This is a genomic window from Marinobacter sp. DUT-1 (genome assembly GCF_050379415.1).
Taxonomy (GTDB): domain Bacteria; phylum Pseudomonadota; class Gammaproteobacteria; order Pseudomonadales; family Oleiphilaceae; genus Marinobacter.
In genome coordinates this window covers 317,500-341,341 of sequence record NZ_JBNRLS010000003.1, presented here as the reverse complement: position 1 = coordinate 341,341, position 23,842 = coordinate 317,500, and the positions used below count along the sequence as shown (strand labels likewise).

Here is a 23,842-nt window from a genome sequence, read left to right as displayed (position 1 = left end):
CTGCCAGGAAGCTTAAACCAACCTTAAGACGTCCTGTTGCGAAGGGTGGGGCGGGCAGGGAGCCAGATGCTGACGCACAGTCCCGGTTGTCCGTCCGGCCGCCCGTTCAGGGTGAGTTGGCCACCGTGGAGTTCGGCAATTCGCCGGGCGATGGCCAGCCCCAGCCCGGCGCCTCCCCCGAGTCGTTGGTCCAGGCGGACAAAGCGACTCAGGGCCCGCTCCCGTTCCTCCGCTGGAATACCCGGGCCCTGATCGCACACGGTGATGTGGTAGCCGTCGCCGGAGGGGGCAAGTCGGGTTTCCACGACAGTGTGCTCGGGGCTGTACTGGATGGCGTTGGCCAACAGGGATCGCATCAGGGTATTGATGAGGGCGCTGTGGCAGCAGACCAGGGCCTGGCTGGCGTCGTCCTGCAGCACCGGCTCAATATCCTTTTTCAGGGCCAGGGGTGCCACATCGGCAATGCTCTGCTCCAGGATGGCAGACAGGTTATGGTACTCGGGTGAAAAATCAGCCCCGGAATCAACGCGGTTCAGCAGCAGCATCTGTTCCACCAGGTGCACCATGCGATCCACCGACCGGATCAGGTCCCGATACTGCTCCGGATTGTCCTCACAGGCTTTCTCCAGGTTCAGTCTGAGCGCCGTGAGTGGCGTGCGCAGCTCATGGGCGGCATCGGCCGAAAACCGGCGTTCCCGTTCCAGGGCCTGGTTGAGCCGTCGCAGCAAGCCGTTTACCGCCTGTACCAGCCCGGCTACTTCCTTTGGTGCCTGCCGATCATCCAGCGGGTGAATGTTCTCCGGCGCCATATTACGAACCGGCTTCTCCAGCTTTCTCAGGGGCTGGAAGCCGACCTGGATGGAGACAATCACCGCCATGGCCAGCAACGGTAGTACCACCAGAAATGGCAGTACATTACCCAGTGCGATCTCCTGACTCAGCTCGTCCCTGACATCCTCCCTTTGGGCGGTGCGAATCCAGAAACCGGTGGCCGGATCTCGCAGGGTGAACGTGCGCCACTGATAACCTGTCACCTCCTGCCATGCGAACCCTGGCTCAAGACCTTGGGAATCGTTGGCGCGCAGGGTATCGAGGATGGGCTCCTTTTCGGGTGACCAGACTTCGAAGGCGATTTTCCGTTCGTACTTGTGCCCCGCACCACCAGGAAGTATTTCGTCCTCTTCCTCATCACCCCGGTAGGCGCTCTCGGGAAGCTCCAGGGTTTTGGAAAGCGTGTGGGACAGCTGATCAACTGACTGTGTTGTCGACAGGTGCTCTACCAGACCCTGCACGATGCGGGTGCTCTGGGCCAGTTCCGCGTCAAACAATTCCTCCAGTTGATGATCACTGACGTAGAAGCCCCAGCCGGCTGCGATCAGGGTGATGAAAAAGACGGTGCTGGTGACGAGGATCGTGAGTTTACGCGTCAGGCTCATTCGCTAGCCTCATGCGCGGCGGCTTCACTGTCCAGAAGGTAACCTACGCCCCGTACGGTCCGGATGGTTTTCTTCCCGACCCGGCGACGGAGGTGGTGAACGTGCACCTCCAGCGCATTGCTCTCGGCACCCTGCTCCCAGCCGTAAAGTTGCTCCTCCAGTCGCCGCCTCGTTGCGACCTGATCGGGATGGCGCATCAGGTAATGCAGAATCTGGAATTCGCTCCGGGGCAGGGTAACGGTGTCATTACCGACCTCGAGTTGGCCGGAATCGGTATCCAGCGTCAGCCGGCCAACCTTGAGACCGGCAGTTCTGACGCCGCTGCCGCGCCGGGTGACCGCGCGAATCCGGGCTTTGAGCTCTGCCATGGCGAACGGTTTGGTGAGGTAATCGTCCGCGCCGGAGTTCAGTCCCTGCAATTTCTCATCCAGGTCTGTTCGCGCCGTGAGAATGATCACGGGTGTCTCGATGCCCCGGTTACGGATGTTGCGCACGATATCCAGGCCATCGACTCGCGGCAGGGTCAGGTCGAGGATGGCCAGGTCAAAGTCCTCGTTCAGTAGCGCATTGAGGGCCTGTTGGCCATCATCCAGCCAGTCAACGGTGTTCTGGCCATCGCGAAGCATGTCCAGCATGGTATTGGCCAGCAGGTGGTCGTCTTCAATCAGCAGTATTCGCATGTAGCAGAAATCCGGTTGGTTTTCAGGTCAGCGGATGGCCTTCCGTTGCAGTGTAATCGATACCCGCTTTTTTGCTTTCCCGACTTTCAATGTGCGCTGGACTGCCGGTGGATGATTCAAGCAGGAACACCTGGTAACGCCGGTTCTGGTCGACCTGATCAAACACACCTTGCAGTTTATGCAGCATTGTCTGGTTGCCTTTTTCCACTGCCAGCAGCGCGGGCTGGGAGAGGGTTCCCCGAGCCAGTTGACGGCTGATTGTGTCCGACTCTACGGCCCGGACCCTGCCCTGGGTATAGAAGCGGGCGGAGAACGGAGCCTTGTCGAGATAGAGCAGGTCATCCGGGGTCATTCCAGGAAGCTCGTTAACCCGCGCCACCAGGTCACGCTCAGTTTTAAGCGTTTCCGGATTGAGTGAGAGCCAGCCCCCGGCCAGTGTCCCGAGTAACGGAATCAGCAGAATGGCAGCCAGGACGGGACGTCCCACCGGGCTGCCGACCCGCTGAGGCACCAGGCTTGCTGCCAACACTGCAAGGAACGGCAAGCCTGGCAGGACATAGGTCCAGAGAATGTTGCCGGACAGGGTGAAAAAAATGGCGGGGCTCAGGGCCGATGCCAGTATCAGCCCGCCGATACCCCGTTCACCGGAATGCCATTGGCCTTTTGTTTCCTGGCTACGCCAGCACTTGATCGCGAATGCCGCGATAGCAATCAGGCCCCAGGGGAAGCTGGCCAAAACCAGGTGCAACCAGATTGTACCGCGGGGGAATTCGTGGGCGGTGCCATAAAGATCTCCCTGCCAGCTGCTTACCAGGAAGCGTTTGATGTGTTCGCCCACGATAAAGTAGTCGAAAAATCCGGGCGTCTTCAGTTCTGCCAGCACATACCATGGAACGGCGATGGCCAGTGTCAGCGCCGAGCCCCGAAGCCAGGGCAGACACTCCCGGAGACGCTGCCAGCGACGGGCAAAGACAACCCACAGGAACACCGGCAGGCCGGTCAGAACCAGAACCAGAGGGCCCTTGGCCAGCAGGCCGATGGCGAGACCGATGAAGAACATCCAGCCCCAGATCATGGGGCCGCCCTGAAGCCGGATCACCAGGCTGGTCAGCACCAGCGTGGAACCGAGTGCAAGGAAGGAGTCGGTCATCACTGTGCCTGCAGTCAGAAACCCCAGGGCTGTGGTGGCATAAATAAGCGCCGCCCAGAGACCGGACGCCCGGGCAGCGTCACTGGTCCGCTCCGGATGCAGATACCGGCGCAGCGTGTAGATCAGGAAGACAATGACGCAGTTAGCCAGCCAGGACGGCAAACGCCCGGCGAATTCGGAGACGCCGAATACTTTGAAAGATAATGCCTGGGTCCAGAACGACAGGGGAGGCTTTCCCCAGAAGGGGACCCCGTAATCGAACCAGGGCGTAATCCAGTCGCCGGTTTCGGCCATGATGCGGGCAATCTCGGCGTAACGGGGTTCTGTGGTGTCGGCCAGTGGCAGGATTGCGGCCAGACCAAGGCGAATGGCCAGAACGGAGACCAGCAGCCAGAGCAGGGTATTAATGTGTTTGGTCATTACCGGCAACTCGCAGATGGGGCAGAATCGATTGGGCGTCGTCCGCGCTGTCTTCGGCGACGATGAAAACCGGACGTTGTTTGGTTTCCATGTAGATGCGCCCGACATACTCACCCAGCAGCCCTACACAGAGCAGCTGAACTCCGGACAGGAATGTGATCATGGCAACCATTGACGCGTATCCCGGCGTGGAGATGCCGAAAATCAGTGCCCTGAGCACCTCCCAGGTTCCGAAAAGGCCGCCGGCACCAGCGGCAAGCAGACCGAGAAGCAGGGCAAGGCGCAGGGGCCGGGTGGAAAACGAGGTGATGCCCTCCATCGCCAGGTGCATCAGTTTCAGGTAGTTCCACTTGGTGTTGCCTGCTGCCCGGGGATCGCGGTCGAATTCCAGGGTGACAGTGGGCATGCCGACCCAGGCAAACATCCCTTTCAGGTAGCGGTTGCGTTCGGGTAATCGGTTCAGGGCATCGACAGTGCGTCGGCTCATCAGCCGGAAATCGCCGGTATCGACCGGTATGGAAGCGTCGCTGATGCGGTTGATCAGCCGGTAGAACAGGCTGGCTGTGGTGCGTTTCAGCCAGCTCTCGCCCGCCCGCGAACGGCGCTTCATCAGTACGACATCCGCGCCCCTTCGCCATTCGGCGACCATCCGGGGAATCAGTTCGGGAGGGTCCTGGAGATCGGCGTCCATCAGTACCACGGCCTCTCCGCGGGCATGCTCCAGTCCCGCAGTCACAGCGGCTTCCTTGCCAAAATTGCGTGACAGCTGGACCACCCGGATGTCCGGCTGGCGTTGCCGGGCCCGCAACAGCAGAGCGACGGAATTGTCATGGCTGCCGTCGTCCACGAACAGCAGTTCCACAGGAACGTCGAGTTGTCGAGTGACCCGGTCCAGACGACCGAGCAGGGTCGGGATGACATCGGACTCGTTGTGAACAGGTATGACGATACTGAGCATCTGGTTACTGGCTGTCCCTTGTCGGTTCTTCATGGAATACAAACCTCTCGGCGAAGAGATAGTTGGCAAGTGCCACCACACCGGTAGCCGTAATCTGGGCAAACGCTACGTTGGCACCGGCCATCCGCAGCAAGGCAAAACTGAGAAGGTTCAGGGTCCACCCGATACCGGCTCCGGCGAGATACCGGGGGAAGGTCACCCGGTGCGGCAGAAGGGAACGAAAGGCAAACCGGTGTTGGCCGATATAGTTCGCGAGCAGCCCCGCGCTGGCGCCAATGGCGGTCGCAGCGACAGCGGTAACGCCAGCGCGAACCAGCACCATCATGATCAGCCAATGGAGCAGGGTGGCCATTCCGCCGGCCATCAGGAAACGGGGCAGCGCGACCAGTTGGTTTGTCCTCAAATCCGGGAGTTTCATACAGCCTCACTTCAGCACCCGAGTTTGCCCGGAGGTGTCCGGCGAATGGCGTGGCACTCTACGCGGCCATTCTTAAGCCAGCCTTAACCGGCATGCCCGGGAAACCTTAAGGCGGTCTTAAGGTTTCTGTCCCGGGGCCTTAAGGCTGATTTAAGGCTCCCTTTCTACTCTGGCAATCGTGATTGAAGGGCCCCGGGGCCATATTGTTGGAGAGCGCCTATGACAGACCCGCTGATGATGTCCACCTGTTGTCCCCCGGATTCGGGGGAGGTGGTTCCGGTCATCCGTTGTGCCGGTCGCTGGTTGAGTGAAATCCTTCCGGAAACGGCTATGGCTGATACCGTGGCCGGATTTATCCGCCGGCGGTTTCTGCACGCCTACGGCGCCGAACCTGCCCTGCGCATTCCGGCCCTGCTGGCCCTATCCACGGCGCAGGGTACCTTGCTGGCTGCAGTCGGAGTGCGCAATGCGGCTCTGGAACGCCTTTTTCTCGAGGATTACCTGTCGGTTCCGGTTGAATCGGTGATGCCGGTTCCGGGTGTTGCCCGTCACAAGATCGCCGAGATCGCCCATCTGGCGGGCGTTGAGGCAGGAGTCAGCCGTTTCCTTTTTGCTTCCTTGTCGGTCTGGCTTGATAGCGCCGGATACGACTGGGTGGTGTGCACCGGCACTGATCAGTTGCGCAACAGCTTTCACCGGTTGGGCATTGCCACCGAAGTGCTGGCAGATGCGGATCCGTCCCGGCTGCCCGATCGGGGAGCCGGCTGGGGCCGTTACTACGACCATCATCCGGTGGTAATGGCGATCAAAGTTGCAGATGGCGTATCAGCGCTTCGGGATGCCGGATTGCTGCGGCTTATTCGGATGGTAGACCGGGATGTTGCCGATGGCGACTCAGCGTTGGGAGGCTCTTATGGCTGTACTGCCTGAATTGCTCCGGCGACAGGCGGCTGTCGATCCATCGCGCGTTGCCCTGCAGGGGCCAGAGGCAGTCTTCAGTTATGCCCAGATGATGCAGTCGGCGCAGGCGCTGGCTGACCAGTTGAATCAATTGGGCGTCAGGCGTGTCGGTCTGTGCGGCGATAACTCCCCGGCCTGGATCCTGGCGGATCTGGCTTGCCTTCTGGCGGATGTTGTCTGCGTGCCGGTCCCGATGTTTTTCTCCCCGTCCCAGACCGCACACCTGATCGAGAGGGCCGGGCTGGATTGCCTGCTGTCTTCTGAAACGTGCTCTGACAGCGAGCACCTGGGTCATGGAGTCTGGTTCCGCCATTTGCCGGTGTCGGCCGCCAATGCGTGGATGCCTGAGTGCACCGCCAAGATTACTTTTACCTCGGGGAGCACCGGCACACCCAAAGGTGTCTGTCTGTCAGCGGAACAGATGACGGCCACCACGCTGGCACTGAAGGAGCGACTGACAGACGTCGAGCTGACAGAGCATCTGTGTATCCTGCCGCTGGCCACTCTGCTCGAAAACATCGCAGGCGTTTACCTGCCGTTACTCATGGGCGGCACAGTGACCGTTGCACCTTTGCACAGCCTGGGCATGACCGGCAGCAGCGGGCTTGATCTGGGTCGTCTGGTCGAGGGGATCAACCAATACCGGCCGCAGTCGCTGATCCTCGTTCCGGAACTCGCCATGGCGCTGGTTAGCGCTGCAGAGGGCGGTCAGCTGAACAGCGCGCGATTCCGTTTTCTGGCGGTTGGTGGCGGTCGTGTCTCCTCCGAGTTGCTGACCCGGGGCTCCGCAGCCGGCCTGCCGCTTTTCGAGGGCTATGGCCTGTCCGAGTGCAGCTCGGTGGTTGCGCTGAATGTTCCCGGCCAGGAGCGCGCCGGGACGGTGGGAAAACCGCTGTCCCATGTCGACGTGCGCGTTGATGATGTTGGCCACATTCTGGTACGGGGCAACACTCACCTCGGCTACCTGGGCGATGAGCCTGAGGGTGATGAGTGGCTTGATACAGGGGATCTGGGTGCGTTGGATCCGGCCGGTTTCCTGTCGGTCAATGGCCGCGCCAAGAACCTGTTGATCACCGGTTTCGGCCGTAATATCAGTCCGGAGTGGCTGGAGAGCGAACTCATCCAGGCTGTTGGCGCCCGGCAGGCCGTGGTGTTCGGAGACGGGGACCCGCATCCGTCTGCTTTGCTGGTCGTTCAGGATGGCCGTTCCCCGGACCAGCTCCGCTCTGCGCTGGCGGCAATCAATGCCAGCCTGCCCGACTATGCCCGGCTGGAGGCGGTGTATATCCGCCGCCAGCCCCTGACCCAGGCTACGGGCCACATGACCGGCAACGGTCGACCCGTGCGCCAGAAGATTCAGGCCGACCTGCCAACGCTGATTGCAGGAGCCTTTCCGATCTTCATGAATTTGTCTGCAACTTCTTCAACTCATCCAAACACGCCAGGAGACACTGTCATGGCATTTTTCGATCGTCTGCAATCCGAAACCGCTGAAGCACGGGCCCATGTGACGGGCGCGCCGGTTATTGAAGCCATCCGCGAGGGCCGCTTCGATCTGACCGGCTACACCTGGTTCCTGACCCAGGCCTACCACCACGTCAAGCACACGGTGCCGTTGATGATGGCCTGCGGCGGCCGTCTGCCGGAGCGCCTGGAATTTGTCCGCAAGGCGCTGGTGGAATACATCGAGGAGGAATACGGCCACCACGAGTGGATCCTCAATGACCTCGAAGCCTGTGGCGAAGACAAGGAGGCGATCCGCAACGGCACCCCCGACACCTCCATCGAACTGATGGTCGCCTACCTCTACGACCGGATCCAGCGCGGGAACCCGGCGGCTTTCTTCGGCATGGTCCAGGTGCTGGAAGGTACCTCCATCGAGCTGGCTACGCCGCTGGGTGAAGCCATCCAGAAACAGCTGGGTCTGCCTGATGCGGCATTCAGCTACCTGTATTCCCACGGTGCGCTGGACCAGGAACACTTCGAGTTCTTCCGCAACCTGATGAACGAGATCACCGATCCGGATGACCAGCAGGCCATCATCGAGGCTGCCCGCATGGTGTACCGACTCTACGGTGACATGCTGCACAGCATTCCGCTCCCTGCCGGTCGTAAGGAGTCGCGCCATGAGGCTGCATGACCGGGTATTCCTCCTGTTGGGAGGAACCGGAGGTATCGGCAAGGCGCTGGTGGACCCGCTGGTCCGGACCGGCGCCCGGGTCATCGTCGCGTCCCGACAGCCAGACAAGCTGGGTCACCGGGAAGGGGTGTCCGCAGTACACCTGGATCTTGCCGCCCCGGACCTGGATCAGCAGCTGGAGCGCCTGAGCGACGCCTATCCGGATATCGATGGGGTCATTCACTGTGCGGGCCAGAACCGCTTCGCCGCTCTCGGAGCCATGGCCGTCAGTGAACTGGATGCCCAGCTGACCGTGAACCTGCGCTCGGCCATGCTGGTGGCGCGGCATTTTGCCCCCCGGTTCGAGAAGGACGGCTACGGAGCCCTCGTGTTTGTCGGTTCGACCTTTGGCAGCATCGGTTTCCCGGGCTATACCGCCTACTGCGCCAGCAAGTTCGGGCTGCGTGGCTTCACCGAGGCATTGCGCCGGGAGCTGGCGGATACACCAGTGCAGGTGTTGTATGTCGCCCCACGAGCCACGGCAACCGACATGAACCCGGAACAGGTCAATGAACTGAACCGGGCGCTTGGCAATACCATGGATGCCCCCGAGGTCGTCGCTGCCGAGATTCTCAAGGCGATGGAAAACGACGATCGCCGGCGCTTCCTGGGCTGGCCGGAAAAACTGTTTGTGGTGATCAACGGCATCCTGCCACGGATCGTCGACAAGGCCATGTTGAAGCAACTGCCGGTAATCCGGCGCTTTCTGAATTCAGGAGTACTGTCATGAAGTGGATGATGTTTTTGCTTGCGTCGGTGATCGCGGCGCCGCTCTGGGCGGGAGACATCGATTCCGACCTGGCCGGTATCCAGGCGCGCTGGGCGGAAATCCAGTACCAGTTGCCGGAAGACAAGAAGGAAAAGGCCTTCGAGGATCTCGCCGGGCAGGCGCAGGGCTTTGTCGACGCCTATCCCGACCGCGCCGAACCCCTGATCTGGCAGGGCATCGTGCTCAGCACATACGCCGGCGCCAAGGGCGGCCTGGGCGCTCTGGGCCTGGTCAAGGACGCCCGGAAATCTCTGGAAAAGGCTCTGGAAATTGATCCGGCAGCGCTGGAGGGATCGGCCTATACTTCCCTGGGCAGTCTCTATTATCAGGTGCCGGGCTGGCCCCTGGGCTTCGGAGATGACGACAAGGCCAGGCAGTACCTGCTCAGAGCCCTGGAGTTGAACCCGGACGGCATTGACCCCAATTATTTTTACGCTGACTTCCTGATTGAGCAGGATCAGCCGGAGCGGGCGAGGGAGTATCTGAACAAAGCTCTGAACGCGCCCGAGCGACCGAACCGCCCCCTCGCTGACTCGGGTCGCCGTCAGGAAATCCGGAGCAAGCTGGAGTCGCTGTGAACCGGAAATGAACAGGCCGGGCCTTCGCCCGGCCGGGTATCAGGGAGGATACTGATAGAAGAAATTGGCATTTCACCCAATATTACCTTTTAATATATCCTTAGAATTAAATTTGAAAGGATCGATGTTCGAGGTGAGTGTCATGAGCAATCCCGTCGTCCAGCATTTCTTCGACGAACCGACCAATACGTTCAGCTACGTGGTGCGTGACCCCGATAGCCAGGCGTGCGCAATCATGGACTCCGTCCTGGATTTCGATTATGCCGCCGGCCGCACGGATGTCCGCTCCGCGGACGAGATCATCCGCTATGTCCGGGACAACGATCTGACGGTGGAGTGGATCCTCGAGACCCACGTGCATGCCGATCACCTGTCTGCGGCGCCCTACCTGCACGAGAAGCTCGGTGGCAAGACCGGTATCGGCGAAAAAATCGTCGATGTCCAGGAGATCTTCGGCAAGGCCTTCAATGCCGGTACCGAATTTGCCCGGGACGGCAGCCAGTTCGATCAACTGTTCCGTGAGGGCGACACCTTCCGAATCGGCAACCTGGAAGGCCGGGTCCTGCACACTCCCGGCCACACCCCGGCCTGCCTGACCTACGTGATCGGTGATGCTGCTTTCGTCGGCGACACCCTGTTCATGCCGGATTTCGGGACCGCCCGCTGTGATTTCCCCGGCGGTGATGCCCGCACCCTGTACCGGTCCATCCAGAAAGTGCTGTCGCTGCCTCCGGAGACCCGGTTGTTCATGTGCCATGATTACGGTGCGCCGGGCCGCGACGAATTCCTGTTTCAGACCACCGTGGCCGAGGAGCGTAAAGCCAACATTCACGTCCACGAAGGGGTCAGTGAAGACGATTTCGTCAGGATGCGTAGCGAGCGGGACGCCACCCTGGACATGCCACGACTGATCCTGCCATCGGTGCAGGTCAACATGCGCGCCGGTCACATGCCGCCGGCCGAGGATAACGGGCAGGTCTACCTGAAAGTTCCGATCAACCTGTTCTGAGTACCGCATGAATCAGATCAAGCGGTACCTGCCCATTCTGCAGTGGGCACCCAAGTACGGTCGTGATCAGGCCACCAGTGATCTGGTGGCCGCGGTCATCGTCACCGTCATGCTTATTCCCCAGTCCCTGGCCTATGCGCTGTTGGCGGGCCTTCCGGCCCAGGTGGGGCTTTACGCCAGTATCCTGCCGCTGGTGATCTACGCAGTGTTCGGCACCAGCCGGACCCTGTCGGTCGGCCCGGTGGCGGTAGCCTCGCTGATGACCGCCGCGGCCCTGGCGCCCATTGCCGAGGCGGGCACCGCTGCCTATGTCGCGGGTGCGGTCCTGCTGGCGGTGATGTCGGGCCTGATGCTGACCCTGATGGGCATACTCCGACTGGGTTTTCTGGCCAATTTTCTGAGCCATCCCGTGATTTCCGGTTTTATCACCGCCTCCGGTATTGTCATTGCGGCCAGCCAGCTCAAGCATATTTTTGGCATCCAGGCCTCCGGGCATAACCTGGTGGAGATCGTGGAGTCCCTGCTGGCCTCGATTGGCACCACCAACTTCTACACCCTGGCCATCGGTGTCGGTGCCCTGGTGTTTCTGCTGGCGGCGCGCAAGCATCTGAAACCGCTGCTGATGAGGCTCGGGATACAGCCCAGGCTGGCGGATATCCTGACCAAAACGGCCCCGATTCTAGCGGTACTGGTGACGACGCTGGTGGCCTGGTACCTCCAGCTGGACCAGAAGGGTGTGCGCCTGGTGGGTGAGGTGCCTGCCGGGCTGCCGGAATTTACCATGCCTTCCCTGGACACCGGATTGTGGTCGCAACTGGCGGTCAGTGCCCTGCTGATCAGCATCGTGGGCTTTGTCGAGTCCGTATCGGTGGGCCAGACCCTGGCTGCGAAGCGCCGACAACGGATTGACCCGGATCAGGAGTTGATCGGACTGGGTACGGCAAATCTTGGTGCCGGCTTATCCGGTGGCATGCCGGTAACCGGCGGCTTTTCCCGCTCCGTGGTCAACTTTGACGCCGGCGCGGAAACCCCGGCCGCCGGCGCCTACACCGCCGTCGGTATTGCCCTGGCGACCCTGTTTCTGACCCCGGCCATCGCCTGGCTACCCCAGGCAACCCTGGCGGCAACCATCATCGTGGCGGTGGCCACCCTGATCGACCTGCCGGCCCTCACCCGCACCTGGCGATACTCGCGCACGGATTTCGGTGCCATGCTGGCTACCATCCTGCTGACGCTGGTGCACAGTGTCGAGGCGGGCATCATCGCCGGCGTGGCGTTGTCCATCGGTCTGTTCCTGTACCGTACCAGCCGGCCCCACAGTGCCGTGGTGGGACGGGTTCCGGGCACCGAACATTTCCGCAACGTGCTGCGCCACGATGTCCAGTTGTGCCCGAAAGTCACCTTCCTGCGGGTGGACGAAAGCCTCTATTTCGCCAATGCCAGGTTCCTGGAGGAAACGGTCATGGATCTGGTGACCCGGGAACCTGAACTCCGCGAGCTGGTACTTGTGTGCCCGGCAGTGAACCTCATTGATGCCTCTGCCCTGGAAAGCCTTGAGGCCATCAACGAGCGGTTGAAAGATGCGGGCGTGCGGCTGCACCTGTCCGAGGTCAAGGGCCCGGTCATGGACCGGCTCAGGGACACGGAATTCCTCGCCCACCTCGGTGGTGACGTATTCCTGAGCACCTTCGATGCCTGGACCACGCTTACCAATCACCGGCAACCGGTGGCACAGACTGCCTGAATCAAGCCCGCCTTGGTAACAGGGAGGGCTTACCCGTTATCATTGTCCCAGTGTCTGTCCTGAACTGACTGTCCGGGGATGTGGTTGCCATGGGGATGACGGAAAACCTGTTATCGACCGGCCAATGGCTGGTTACTGCAGTGCTGTTTCTGCTGATCCTGCTGGCGGCTGCCCGTACTGTCGATTGGAGGGCTTTCCGGAAGGATAACGCCCTCCAGCATTCCTTCTTCGGGGCGGCTGTGGCGTTGGGGTTCCTGTGGCAACTGAGGGCCGGAATCTCGCCCGGTCTCGCGATCCATATCTTCGGTATCACCGTCATCACCCTGATGCTGGGTTGGGCGCTCGCGGTGTTCAGTGGGCTGCTGGCATTGGTGATCACGGTCATTACCGGGCGAGAGCCCGCGATGATGTTCGCGGTCAACGGGCTGGTGACGGTCATGGTGCCGGCACTGGTCAGTCACGCCATCATGGTGTGGGAACGCCGCCGCAACTTTCGCAATTTCTTCGCCTATATCTTTTTCTGCGGGTTTTTCGGGGCCGGTCTGGCGGTGGCTGCGGCGGGAATCGTAATGTGCCTGATGCTTTGGTCCAGCGGGGTTTATACCTTAGACGTGCTGATCCATGAGTACATCCGGTACCTGCCCCTGATCATGCTGCCGGAAGGCTTCGTCAACGGCACCTTCGTGACCGGCCTGATGGTATTCCATCCGGACCGGCTCACAACCCTGGATCAGCGCCGCTATCGACCCTAGATTCCCTCGCCTCAGATACCGTCGCCCTTGGCCAATAGGTCCTGGTCCAGCCCACGCTGTTTCCGTGTGCGCCAGTCGCTGGCCCACTCCAGAACTTCTCCGGCCGGTATGGGCGGGGCAACGCCATAGCCCTGAATCTGGTTACAGCCCATCCGGGCGAGGGCTCGGGCCTGGTCTCCGGTTTCCACCCCTTCGGCCAGGACCGGATGCTCGAAGCGCTGGGCGAGGAAGATCACGCTTTCGACGATTGCCTTGTCACTGGTGCTGGACATCATGTTGCTAACGAAACTCTGGTCGATCTTGATGAGGTCAATGGGCAGGGTTCGCAGAAAGCTCAGGGAGGAAAAACCGGTGCCGAAGTCATCCAGTGCCACCTGCAGGCCGAGGGCCCGGCACCGTGTCAGTACGTGATTGGCCTGCTTGGTATCCTCCAGAGCGGTCGACTCCAGCACCTCCAGGGTGACCCGGGCCGGATCCAGCTCCGGGTGGCTGTGCAGGTAGCTCTCCAGATAATCGGCAAAGCTCCGGTCCAGCAGGTGCCGGGCGGTGATGTTGATGCTGACGGTCAGGTCCTCACCCGCCTGCTGCCACGTATTCAGGTGGTGAATGGCTTCCTTCAGGACCCACTGGCCCAGGGGCACTTCCAGGTGGCTGTTCTCGACATAGGGCAGGAACTCACCCGGGCTGACCAGTCCGGATTCGGGCCGGTTCCAGCGGATCAGGGCCTCGAACCCGGCCAGAGAATAATCCGACATCCGGATCTGGGGCTGAAAGAACAGCTCGAATTCCTGGTTTTCCAGGGCCCGGGTCAGTTCCATCAGTTGTTGCCGGCGCTTTCGCCGGTGCTGATCGAGATCCGGATCGAAAAAATGGAACTGGTTGCGGCCTTTTTCCTTGGCCAAATACATGGCCTGGTCAGCATGCCGGATCAGGCCCTCGGCATCGGCCCGGTCTTCCGGATAACGGGTGACCCCCAGGCTGGCGGTCAGTTTAACCTGCTCGCCCCCGACGGCTACCGGTTCGCCGATGACAGACAGAATTCGGTGGTAAACCGCGTTGGCGTCATCGCTCTGCAGCAGCAGGACAAATTCATCGCCCCCGACCCGGGCAACGGTATCGCCGCTGCGCAGGGTGTGGGTCAGCCGCTCGGCGAGGGTGCGTAATACCTCGTCGCCGGCGCCGTGGCCGAGGCGGTCGTTGATCGCCTTGAACCCGTCCAGGTCCAGGCAACACACCGACAGCCGCCGGCCATGGCGCTCGGCATGGCTACAGGCCGAACGCAGACGTTCCTCGAGTAGCTGACGGTTGGGTAGCCCGGTCAGATCATCGTAGTTGGCGGCGCGATCCAATTCCCGAGCGTGATTCTTCAGGGCGGTAATGTCCGAAAAGGCTGCCACGTGATAGTACTGCCCGGGCTCCTCAAGGTGGACCCGGCTGATGGACAGCAGTTCGATGAATTCCTCGCCGTTCTTGCGCCGGTTCCAGATTTCTCCCCGCCAATGGTCGGTCTTTTCGATGGACAGCCACATGGATTGGTAGTACTCCCTGGAATGCCGGCCGGAGCTGAGAATGGCCGGATTCAGGCCCAGGACTTCATCCCGGCTGTAGCCGGTGATCCGGGAAAACGCCGGATTGACGTCCAGGATGCGGTTGTTGTGGTCGGTGATGAGAATCGCTTCGTGGCTGCGGTCGAAGACGCTGGCCGCAATCCGCAATCCGCGCTCGCTGTGCTTGCGGTCGGAAATGTTGTTCTGGATCACGATATAACCCGGCGCGACCCCCTGGTCCCTGCCGATCGGTACGCAGTAACTGTGGACCCAGTAAGGAATGCCGGAGCGGGTGTAGTGCAGGATGTCCTCGGCAAAGGTATCGCCCCGGTGCAGATGGCGGTTGATCCGGGCGATGGTATCCGGATCGGTGTCCGGACCATAAAGCACGTCTCGGGGGTGCTTACCCCGGATCTCGGCCAGCAGGTGGCCGGTGTGCTGCTCGAAGCTGGGGTTCACCCACTCGATGGTGCCGGCTTCGTCCAGGAACAGGACCAGATTCGGGGTGGTGGCGGCCACCAGGGCCAGGCGTTCGGCGTCAATACCCGTCGGGGGCTCTACAACATCCGTCGATTTCGGCATTCAGGTTCGCTTCTGCTGGTCTGGCTGATGGATTACGAACACGCCTCCCTGTGTGACACTTATTGCAAATGGCAGCGTAAAGGCGGGATGCTACCTGAAGTCAGGCGGGTTGGCACGGGATGTGGCGCGGCAGAAATTGACGGATATCAGTTTTTTACCGATTACCATCTGGTGCTCAGCTGCGCCAGCGGGAATGTTTCTGCAGTTTGCGCTGGAGGGTGCGCCGGTGCATGTTCAGGGCACGGGCGGTGGCGGAAATATTACCGTCGTGCTCGTTGAGTATCCGCTGGATATGCTCCCACTCCATTTCTTCCACCGACGGTGGTTCCGGGCGCAGCTCCGGTGGCGCGTCCAATGGCTCGAAACCGGTGACAAGCTGGTGCACGGTAACCGGTTTGCACAGATAGTTGATGGCCCCCCGGCGCATGGCTTCGACCGCGGTGGCTATGCTGCCATAGCCAGTCAGAACCAGTATCTCCAGGTCCGGCCTGCGAGCCAGTAGCTCCGGCAGCAACTGCAGACCACTCTCGCCGGCCAGGTTGAGATCCAGCACGCAACGCCCGAAATCCCTTGCTTCGATCAGCGCCAGGGCCTCGGCTCCGGTGGTGGCGGGTACTGCCTCTATGTCCTGGCGGGCCAGGGAACGTTGGAGTATCTGAAGAAAGGCTGCGTCATCGTCCACTATCAACCAGAGATTCTGTTGGCTCATGCGCTGTCTCCGTTCGAATTTGCTTCCGGCAGGTCAATGACCATGGTGGTACCGTTCTCATCGGCCCTGGCCCTGAGCGTGCCGCCCAGGCGCTGGATGGTGGCATTGGACAGGAACAGACCGACACCGAGCCCGTTTCTGGAATCCACGATTTCCTCCCCCGGTGCGCCCTCAAGGGCAGCCTCCAGACCCTCGCCATGATCCTCCACAACAATCTCGACCCGGCCGGGAGCGCCGGGACGGGCTGCCACGCCGACCCAGGCCGGGCTGGCGGTCAGGGCGTTGGCCAGAAGATTCAGCACCGCCTGGTCCAGGGTGGCATCCACAGCCACCGGTACTTTCGGAAACGGTTGCTGCCAGTGAATCGGTCCGGAGGGCCATAGCAAGGTGGCGGATTCCCGCAGGCGCAACAGCCAGTTCTCCACCGTCAGAGTCTCTTGCTGCGCGGATCTGGCCTCCACCGCCGCCCGGGTGAGTTGCTGGAGATGCTGGCTGCAAAGCTGAATCTGCTGTTCCATGGTGTCCAGGTCTTCCTGCAGCGCCGCGGCATCCGCAGCGGGATCATGGCGACCGGCTTCCGAACGGATCTCGTCAAGTAGCAGTGTCATGGTGTTCAGTGGCGTGCCCAGCCGGTGTCCAACAGCGGCGGCGGACAGGCCAAGGGCGATGATCTGTTCATCCCGAAGCCGGTTCTCCCGGAACTGTGCCAGCTGCAACTGCTGGCTTCGAAGCCGCCGGGCCAGGGTACCAACCACCAGTAACAGGATGGCTGCTGTGAGTGCAAAGGTCGCCCACATGCCAAACAAGTGTAATTGGGCCAGGTTGTCATTGTGCTGGCCATGGGAAATAGGGGTGTGCCAGAGCACCAGTGCTGTGTAGGCGGCGATGCCACTGGCGGTGATGGCGATGCTCTGGCGCAGGGGAACCAGGATGATGCCCACTGCAATGGGAAGCAGCAGCAGGGAAACCAGGGGATTGGTGTAGCCGCCGGTCAGGAACAGCCAGCCGCCAATCAGGGCAATATCCGCCAGCAGCCCGGCACTGACTGCCAGGGAAGAGGCCGGAGGCCGGCGGGTAAACCAGAGCCAGCCCAGGGTGGCGAGTACCCCGTAACCCAGGCACAGCAATACGGCCTCGGCCTCGTGCGCCAGGGTGATCATGGTTTCTGCAACGGCAAGTGCGACCAGCTGGATGGTAACGATGGCCAGCCGCATGCCCAGCAGGTAGCGGGCTGCCTGGCGGATACCGGTTTGGGAGTGAGTGAGCCATTCCATGCAGCGAATTCTATCCCTGCCTTCTCGCCGGGGATACCCCCTTGGGGGTGCGGCATTGTGTCCCAAGCCTGCAACCAGGTTTGTCTTTATCATTACCGGCAGTTAACCCGACTTTCCCACTCCCGTGATGGTAAGGAACCTCCAGGCATGACCGAGAAACCCCTGGCACGCATTATCGGCCTGATTCTGGCCGGATGTGCCACTGCCCCCGCTTTTTCCCGGGTACAGGACGATGACCAGTTGTTGATCCGCGTCACCGAAGGCCAGTCCGCCGAAGCGGCCCGGTTGTCGGAAGCGGCCCTGGCGTCTGAGCCGGTGTCCCGGCTGGATGCGGAGCCCTCGGTATCGCTCTCACGTCTGGGCGGTCGTGGCCTGGACCCGGTGATTCATGGCCAGGGTCAGGAACGGGTCGATGTGCTGATGGACGGCATGAGGGTGGAAGGTGCATGCCCTAACCGGATGGACCCGCCCACCAGTCGGCTCAGCTCGGCGTTACCCCAGGTACTGGAAGTCCGTACCAGCAACCAAACCCTGCGCTGGGGCCCCATCGCCGGTGGCCAGGTAGTGGCCACGACGGCAGCGCCAGCATTTGCCGACGGCAACCGCACGACCGGCCACCTGACCATTGGCGGGTCCGACAATGGCGAGGGCAAGTTGGTCAATGGCAGTGCTGCTGTGGGTGATCGTGACAATTACCTTCGGCTGTCTGCCGGTTACGAGGAAGCCGATGATTACGAGGACGGCGATGGCAACGAGGTCCGGAGCGCCTTCGAGAACACCGAGGGCCGACTTGACGGAGCCTGGACAGCGGACAACGGCTTCTATGTGAAGGGCATGGTCAGCCGCCAGGAAGAACGGGATGTGAAGTATGCCTCCGGCATGGATGCCCCGAAGACCGACACCGACATGTACCGCCTCGAGCTGGGGGCGCCGGTAGCCAGCGGTGGCTGGAATCTGATGGCCTGGCAGGCAGACGTCGACCACGTGATGGACAACTTCAGTCTGCGTGAGCCGCCGGTGATGATGGGTATGCCCATGAAGATGCAGACCCTTTCGGAAACCCGGACCCAGGGCGCCCGGCTGGTGCTGGACCAGACCATCGACTACACGAAGGACATTGCTGTCGGTGTGGATGTCGAGAGCAACACCTGGGATGCCACGATGTACAACGGCATGGATCTGAGCAACGAGGCCTCGTTCCTGTGGCCGGATGTGGAGCGTGACCGGGTCGGGGTCTTTGTCGAAGCCTTCCACCGGATTCGGGTCAATATGCGCCTGGGCGCGGGAATCCGCTATGACCGGGTGGAAATGGACGCCAATCGTGCCGATGAGACGTTCACCATGAAGCCGGATGCCATGCCAATGTCGCCGGCATCCCTCTACGAGAATGTTTATGGCGTAACCGATACCGAAGCCACCGATGACAACGTCAGCGGTTTCATGACCGGTGAATGGCGGGTCTCGCCGCTCAATACCCTGGAACTGACCGCTTCCCACAGTGTCCGCTCCCCCGGCGTCAACGAGCGTTATGTCACCAAGGGCAGCGCCTGGGTCGGTAACCCGGCCCTTGAGGCGGAGAAACACCACAAGCTGGAGCTGAGCCTGGCCGGGCAGAGTGACGGTTGGCACTGGCGCCCGGCGATATGGGTCGATGAAGTGGACGATTTCGTACTGCGTTACGAGCCGGCACCGGATGTAATCCGCTACCGGAATATTGATGCCCGCCTGCTGGGTGTCGAGGGTGAGCTGGGCTGGAGCAACGGCACCTGGAGTGCCACCGGCAAACTGGCCAGTGTCCGGGGAACCAATAACGACACTGACCAGCCGTTGCCGCAGATTCCGCCGGTGCAGTACATCCAGACCCTGGGCTGGTACCACATGGGTCATACCGTACAGGCGGAATGGATGCTGGCCCGCCGGCAGGACCGGATTGATGAGGAATCCGGGCTCGACCCGAGCACGTCCCCGGGGTATGGCGTATTCAATCTTAACGGCAGCCATCCGTTGATGGACTACCTGACCCTGAGCTGGGTGGTGGATAACGTGTTCGACAAGACCTGGGCGCCCCACGTCAGTCGCGAGGACCTGTTTACCGGCGAAGCCTACCGGGTCAACGAGCCGGGCCGGACCTTCCGGGCGGCACTGACCGCGCGCTGGTAATACACACAATGGCGGTTACCCGCTTCTCATAGCCGGCGGGTGACATTCGGCCCTGTATGGATCCAACTCCTCCATACAGGGCTTTTTTTGTGTCATATCAAAGCACTCCGGCGGCCATGAACTATGCTTGTGTACGATTACGTTCCTGTGTGGTGCAACGATTGTTACCATGTAGTTATTAGCAAATAACCCAGAGGAATCAGGTGCCCATGGTTACCCGTTCACTTTCCCGTTGCTGGCTGGCGACCGTCGCCCTTCTTGTGCCCACGATGGTTTTCGCCCAGCAGGAGGAGCTTGAGGTCGTTGAGGTGGAGCGTGCTCCCATCGAGGAGACAGTGCACCTGGATGGCGTCATCGAGGCGGTCCAGCAGAGTACCGTCTCCGCCCAGACCAGTGGCACCGTCCTGAAGCTTCCTTTCGATGTGGACGATTCAGTGGCGGCAGGAGACCTGATTGTTCAACTCGAAGACAGTGAGCAGCGGGCGCGGCTGAGCCAGGCGCGGGCAGGACTCGAGGAAGCGACTGCGGCGCTGGCCGATGCCCGGCAGCGGTTCGAACGTATCGAGGCAGTGCACGAGCGTGGCCTGGTGTCGCGCCAGGAATTCGATCAGGCCCGGAACAACCTGGCCGCGGCCCGGGCCCGGGTCGAACGGGCGCAGGCCGGGGTTGCCGAGGCCCAGGAACAACTTGGCTACACCCGCATCGTGGCCCCTTACGGTGGTATCCTGACCGAACGGCACGTGGAAATCGGTGAAGCAGTCAATCCCGGTCAGCCACTGCTCAGCGGACTCTCCCTGGAACAGTTGCGGGTGGTGGTCGATCTGCCCCAGAAATACGCGGACCTGGCCCGCTCCGAGCGACGGGCCACCGTGGCACTCTCGGACGGCCGGTTGCTGGAAACCGGCGAGATGACCTTCTACCCCTACGCCGATCCGTCGACCCACACGTTCCGTCTGAGGATGCGTCTGTCGGAGCCGAATGGCTCGCTGTTTCCGGGGATGCTGGTCAAGGTCAGTGTTCCGGTGGGCGAACGCGAGTCCCTCTGGATTCCGGCCAGTAGCCTGATTCGCCACAGTGAACTGAGGGCCGTGTTTGTCCTGGACGAGCAGGACCGGCCCCGCTTGCGCCAGGTGCGGGTCGGTACCGAGGACGGGGAGCGCCTCGAGGTTCTGGCGGGGCTGAGTGAGGGCGAGCGGATTGTCCGCAACCCGCAGGTTCTGGTGGGCAGTGACCGGCTGAGCCTGTCCCGTGCCTCGGACGCTGGCAGGGAGGCAGGCCAGTGAGTGAGGAGCTGCCGGGCGTCGGACCTTCCGGCGCCATTGCCCGGGTTTTCCAGGACAACAAGCTGACACCGTTGCTGGCCGTGCTGGCGATTTTGCTCGGTGTGCTTGCGGTGATCATCACGCCCAAGGAAGAAGAGCCCCAGATCGACGTCACCATGGCGGACATCATGGTGGGCTTCCCTGGCGCCAGCGCTCGGGAAGTGGAGAGTGCCATTGCCACGGCCGCCGAACAGGTAATGAGCGAAATCCAGGGCGTTGAGCATGTCTATTCCGTCTCCCGTCAGGGTCAGGCGGTGATTACTGTCCAGTTCGAGGTAGGGGTGCCCAGGCAGGAAGCCCTGGTAAGGCTTTACAACCAGGTTTACTCGAACCAGGACTGGCTGCCTCCGAATCTGGGCGCCACCCAGCCGGTGGTCAAGCCCAAGGGCATCGACGATGTCCCGGTGATGACCCTGACCCTGTTTGATCCGACGGGGCGGCACGCCGGCGAGGAACTCACCCGACTGGCGCACATGCTGGAAGTGGCCCTGAAACGGGTGCCCGGTACCCGGGATGTCTACACCGTCGGTGGTGTACCGGATCGGGTGGATGTCCTGTTTGATCCGGCTCTGCTGGCGGGTTTCCAGCTTACCGTCGGTGATATCCAGAATGCTCTGCAGTCGGCCAACACCAGCAGTCAGGAATCCCGGGTTACCCGGAACAACCTGTCGATTCCGGTACAGGTCGGCACTCTGCTGGAGACCGTGGAGGATGTCCGCAGCCTGGTGGTGGGCATGCACAACGGGGCAGCGGTGCACCTTGAAGATGTTGCCGAGGTTCGCCGGGGCGGAACGGTCGTGGACCAGAGTGTCATGACCGGGTTTGGCCCGGGCCAGCAGACCACCAAAGCCGCAGAGCCCGGACAGGTCTACCCGGCAGTGACGCTGGCGGTGGCCAAAAAACCCGGTGAAAACGCCATCGACATCACCACTGCAATCCAGGAACGGCTGGACTTGCTCCGCAACCGTGCCCTGCCGGTGGGTGTGGAGGTGCTGGTCACCCGGGATTATGGTGAAACCGCCTCCCAGAAGGCGCGCAAGCTGATTACCGACCTGATCTCCGCCACCCTGGCGGTGATGATCCTGGTGTTGGCGGCGATGGGCTGGCGCCAGGCGCTGATCGTCGGGATCGCGGTCCTGATTACCCTGCTTCTGACGCTGGTGTTCTCCTGGGCCTGGGGCTTCACGCTCAACCGGGTGTCCCTGTTTGCCCTGATTTTCTCGATCGGGATTCTGGTGGATGACGGTATCGTCATCACCGAGAACATCAACCGGCGCATCCAGAACTCCCGCCGAGCGGTGAAGGACATCATTCCGGTGGCCGTTGACGAGGTGGGTACCCCCACCATCATGGCCAGTCTGACCATCATGTCGGCGCTGATTCCCATGGCCTTCGTCAGTGGCCTGATGGGCCCCTACATGAGCCCGATTCCGATCAATGCCTCCGCCGGCATGGTGATCTCCCAGATCGTGGCCTTTGTGGTCGCTCCCTGGCTGGCCTTCCGGCTGCTGCGGCACAAGAAGGGGCAGGCGGCCGAAGAGGCGGCAGAAGCCTCGAATTCTGCGGATGGCGTCAGTCCGCGGGCCCTGAAGATTTTCCGCACCGTTCTTTCGCCATTTCTGGGTGATCATCCCTGGCGACGCCGGTTCCTGGCCCTCGGTGTGGTGCTGCTGACAGTCGGGGCCGCTTCCTTGCCGGTGTTCCAGGCGGTGATCCTGAAAATGCTGCCGTTCGACAACAAATCCGAATTGCAGGTCGTGGTCGATATGCCTGAACGCACACCTATGGAGAAAACCCAGCGGGTATTGCTGGAGATGGGTCATTACCTGGAAACCGTGGGCGAGGTGGCCAGCTGGCAGGCCTATGCCGGCACGGCATCACCGATCAACTTCAACGGGCTGGTTCGGCAGTATTACCTGCGTGGTGATCCCTATCACGGCGATATTCAGGTCAATCTGGTGGGTGAAGAGAACCGTGAGCGGCAATCCCATGCCATCGCCCAGTCCCTGCGCGGCCCGTTGACGGAAATTGGCGACCGGCACGACGCCGAAGTCAAGATTGTCGAGGTACCCCCGGGGCCGCCGGTGCTGTCGCCCGTGGTGGCTGAGATCTATGCAGTGGATAACGAACGCAGGGCTGCGCTGGCGACCCGGGTGGCCGATGGTATGACTGAAATAAAGGGTCTCGTGGACATCGACACCACCCTGGAAGCGCCCACCCGGCAATGGGAAGTCGTGGTTGACCGCGCCCGGGCGGCGCGGCTTGGCGTGGCCCAGGCCCAGGTTGTCGGTGCCCTGCAGACGGCGCTGGGTGGCCGGGGTGTCAGCTTCCTGCACGATGATCACGCCAAATACCCGGTGCCGATCCGTATCATCCTGGGGGAGGGCGACAAGGCCCAGCCCTCGGCGCTGTTGTCGGTGAAGGTGCGCAGCCGCAGTGGTCAGCTGGTGCCGCTGGCCAGTTTCGCCGAGGTCCGGGAAGCGGACTGGATGGGGGCGATCTACCACAAGGACCTGCTGCCGGTGACGTATGTGACTGCAGATATGGCCGGGGAGATCGACTCCCCGCTGTATGGCATGTTCGCCATGGTGGACCGGCTCAAGCAGGATCCGGATGCGCCGGAGCAGTTTTTCATCAGCCAGCCGCCGTTGCCGGAGAAGGGCACCCTGAAATGGGACGGCGAATGGCAGATCACCTACGAGACGTTCCGTGATATGGGGGCCGCCTACAGCGTGGGCGTGTTCATGATCTTCGTGCTGCTGGTGGCCCAGTTTCGGTCCTACATGCTGCCTCTGGTGGTGATGGCGCCGATTCCGCTTACTCTGATCGGCATTATGCCAGGGCATGCGTTGCTGGGGCGGGAATTCACCGCAACCAGCATGATCGGCATGATAGCGCTTGCCGGGATTATCGTGCGCAACTCGATCCTGCTGGTGGTGTTCATCCGGCAACTGCTGGATGAGGGTGTCGATCTGGGTGAGGCGGCGATTCTTGCAGGTGCCGTACGCATCAAGCCGATTGCTCTGACTGCGATCTCTGCCATGGTGGGCGCCTACTTCATCCTGAGTGACCCGATCTTCAATGGTCTGGCGATCTCGCTGGTATTCGGTCTGGCGATGTCCACCTTGTTCACCATCATTGTCGTGCCCCTGTTGTACTACAACCTGGCGCGCTGCAAATGGCTGTGACAACGGG

The 23,842-nt window shown here is 61.6% G+C and carries 18 protein-coding genes; 10 read left to right on the top strand and 8 right to left on the bottom strand.

All coding sequences use genetic code 11. The annotated features are described in order from the left end of the window. Nucleotides 1–23 precede the first annotated feature (23 nt). Genes ACQUTG_RS11585 through ACQUTG_RS11565 form a run of 5 tightly spaced genes read right to left on the bottom strand, consistent with a single transcriptional unit; the run spans nt 24 to nt 5,062 of the window. Complete coding sequence (locus ACQUTG_RS11585) at nt 24–1,436, bottom strand: ATP-binding protein (protein ID WP_428919546.1); 1,413 nt, start codon at nt 1,434–1,436, stop codon at nt 24–26. Further along, nucleotides 1,433–2,116 (bottom strand): response regulator transcription factor, encoded by a 684-nt coding sequence (locus tag ACQUTG_RS11580; protein ID WP_428919545.1) that lies wholly within the window; start codon nt 2,114–2,116, stop codon nt 1,433–1,435. Before ACQUTG_RS11580 ends, ACQUTG_RS11585 begins: the two co-directional genes overlap by 4 nt. Nucleotides 2,117–2,138: 22 nt before the next feature. After that, nucleotides 2,139–3,686 (bottom strand): ArnT family glycosyltransferase, encoded by a 1,548-nt coding sequence (locus ACQUTG_RS11575; RefSeq protein ID WP_428919544.1) that lies wholly within the window; start codon nt 3,684–3,686, stop codon nt 2,139–2,141. Next, nucleotides 3,670–4,677: a glycosyltransferase family 2 protein gene (locus ACQUTG_RS11570; RefSeq protein WP_428919543.1), complete on the bottom strand. Its 1,008-nt coding sequence runs from the start codon at nt 4,675–4,677 to the stop codon at nt 3,670–3,672. The genes ACQUTG_RS11575 and ACQUTG_RS11570 overlap by 17 nt, the downstream gene beginning before the upstream one ends. Continuing rightward, nucleotides 4,649–5,062: a GtrA family protein gene (locus ACQUTG_RS11565; RefSeq protein ID WP_428919542.1), complete on the bottom strand. Its 414-nt coding sequence runs from the start codon at nt 5,060–5,062 to the stop codon at nt 4,649–4,651. The genes ACQUTG_RS11570 and ACQUTG_RS11565 overlap by 29 nt, the downstream gene beginning before the upstream one ends. A gap of 219 nt (nt 5,063–5,281) precedes the next feature. Between ACQUTG_RS11565 and ACQUTG_RS11560 the strand changes: the two genes are divergently transcribed. The 7 genes from ACQUTG_RS11560 to ACQUTG_RS11530 all read left to right on the top strand — a co-directional run bounded on the left by ACQUTG_RS11560 (nt 5,282) and on the right by ACQUTG_RS11530 (nt 13,053). Then, nucleotides 5,282–5,992 (top strand): thermostable hemolysin, encoded by a 711-nt coding sequence (locus ACQUTG_RS11560; RefSeq protein WP_428919541.1) that lies wholly within the window; start codon nt 5,282–5,284, stop codon nt 5,990–5,992. After that, nucleotides 5,976–8,162, top strand: a complete 2,187-nt coding sequence (locus ACQUTG_RS11555) for an AMP-binding protein (protein WP_428919540.1) — start codon at nt 5,976–5,978, stop codon at nt 8,160–8,162. The genes ACQUTG_RS11560 and ACQUTG_RS11555 overlap by 17 nt, the downstream gene beginning before the upstream one ends. Then, nucleotides 8,149–8,931, top strand: coding sequence for an SDR family oxidoreductase (locus tag ACQUTG_RS11550; protein WP_428919539.1), 783 nt, complete (start codon nt 8,149–8,151; stop codon nt 8,929–8,931). Before ACQUTG_RS11555 ends, ACQUTG_RS11550 begins: the two co-directional genes overlap by 14 nt. Further along, nucleotides 8,928–9,548, top strand: coding sequence for a tetratricopeptide repeat protein (locus ACQUTG_RS11545; RefSeq protein ID WP_428919538.1), 621 nt, complete (start codon nt 8,928–8,930; stop codon nt 9,546–9,548). Before ACQUTG_RS11550 ends, ACQUTG_RS11545 begins: the two co-directional genes overlap by 4 nt. A gap of 142 nt (nt 9,549–9,690) precedes the next feature. Further along, the gene (locus ACQUTG_RS11540; RefSeq protein WP_428919537.1) at nt 9,691–10,557 is read left to right on the top strand and encodes an MBL fold metallo-hydrolase; all 867 of its coding nucleotides are present in this window, start codon (nt 9,691–9,693) and stop codon (nt 10,555–10,557) included. Nucleotides 10,558–10,564: 7 nt separating this feature from the next. Beyond that, nucleotides 10,565–12,301, top strand: a complete 1,737-nt coding sequence (locus tag ACQUTG_RS11535; RefSeq protein ID WP_428919536.1) for a SulP family inorganic anion transporter — start codon at nt 10,565–10,567, stop codon at nt 12,299–12,301. An 89-nt stretch (nt 12,302–12,390) separates the two neighbouring features. Continuing rightward, entirely contained in the window at nt 12,391–13,053 is a 663-nt protein-coding gene (locus ACQUTG_RS11530) for an energy-coupling factor ABC transporter permease (protein ID WP_428919535.1), read from the top strand. A gap of 11 nt (nt 13,054–13,064) precedes the next feature. On the opposite strand, the gene ACQUTG_RS11525 is transcribed toward ACQUTG_RS11530, so the two are convergent. The 3 genes from ACQUTG_RS11525 to ACQUTG_RS11515 all read right to left on the bottom strand — a co-directional run bounded on the left by ACQUTG_RS11525 (nt 13,065) and on the right by ACQUTG_RS11515 (nt 17,165). Continuing rightward, nucleotides 13,065–15,182 carry a putative bifunctional diguanylate cyclase/phosphodiesterase gene (locus ACQUTG_RS11525; RefSeq protein ID WP_428919534.1) on the bottom strand — a complete coding sequence of 706 codons (2,118 nt, stop codon included), beginning with the start codon at nt 15,180–15,182 and terminating at the stop codon, nt 13,065–13,067. A gap of 175 nt (nt 15,183–15,357) precedes the next feature. Next, on the bottom strand, nt 15,358–15,891 hold the full coding sequence (locus tag ACQUTG_RS11520) for a response regulator transcription factor (RefSeq protein WP_428919533.1): 534 nt from the start codon (nt 15,889–15,891) through the stop codon (nt 15,358–15,360). Next, nucleotides 15,888–17,165 (bottom strand): sensor histidine kinase, encoded by a 1,278-nt coding sequence (locus ACQUTG_RS11515; protein ID WP_428919532.1) that lies wholly within the window; start codon nt 17,163–17,165, stop codon nt 15,888–15,890. The genes ACQUTG_RS11520 and ACQUTG_RS11515 overlap by 4 nt, the downstream gene beginning before the upstream one ends. A 147-nt stretch (nt 17,166–17,312) precedes the next feature. Between ACQUTG_RS11515 and ACQUTG_RS11510 the strand changes: the two genes are divergently transcribed. The 3 genes from ACQUTG_RS11510 (at nt 17,313) to ACQUTG_RS11500 (ending at nt 23,835) form a co-directional block, all read left to right on the top strand. After that, a complete protein-coding gene (locus ACQUTG_RS11510; RefSeq protein WP_428919531.1) occupies nt 17,313–19,325 on the top strand; it encodes a TonB-dependent receptor domain-containing protein in 2,013 nt (670 codons plus the stop codon). Between the two features lie 209 nt (nt 19,326–19,534). After that, nucleotides 19,535–20,608 carry an efflux RND transporter periplasmic adaptor subunit gene (locus tag ACQUTG_RS11505; protein ID WP_428919530.1) on the top strand — a complete coding sequence of 358 codons (1,074 nt, stop codon included), beginning with the start codon at nt 19,535–19,537 and terminating at the stop codon, nt 20,606–20,608. Further along, nucleotides 20,605–23,835 carry an efflux RND transporter permease subunit gene (locus ACQUTG_RS11500; protein ID WP_428919529.1) on the top strand — a complete coding sequence of 1,077 codons (3,231 nt, stop codon included), beginning with the start codon at nt 20,605–20,607 and terminating at the stop codon, nt 23,833–23,835. Before ACQUTG_RS11505 ends, ACQUTG_RS11500 begins: the two co-directional genes overlap by 4 nt. Nucleotides 23,836–23,842 lie beyond the last annotated feature (7 nt).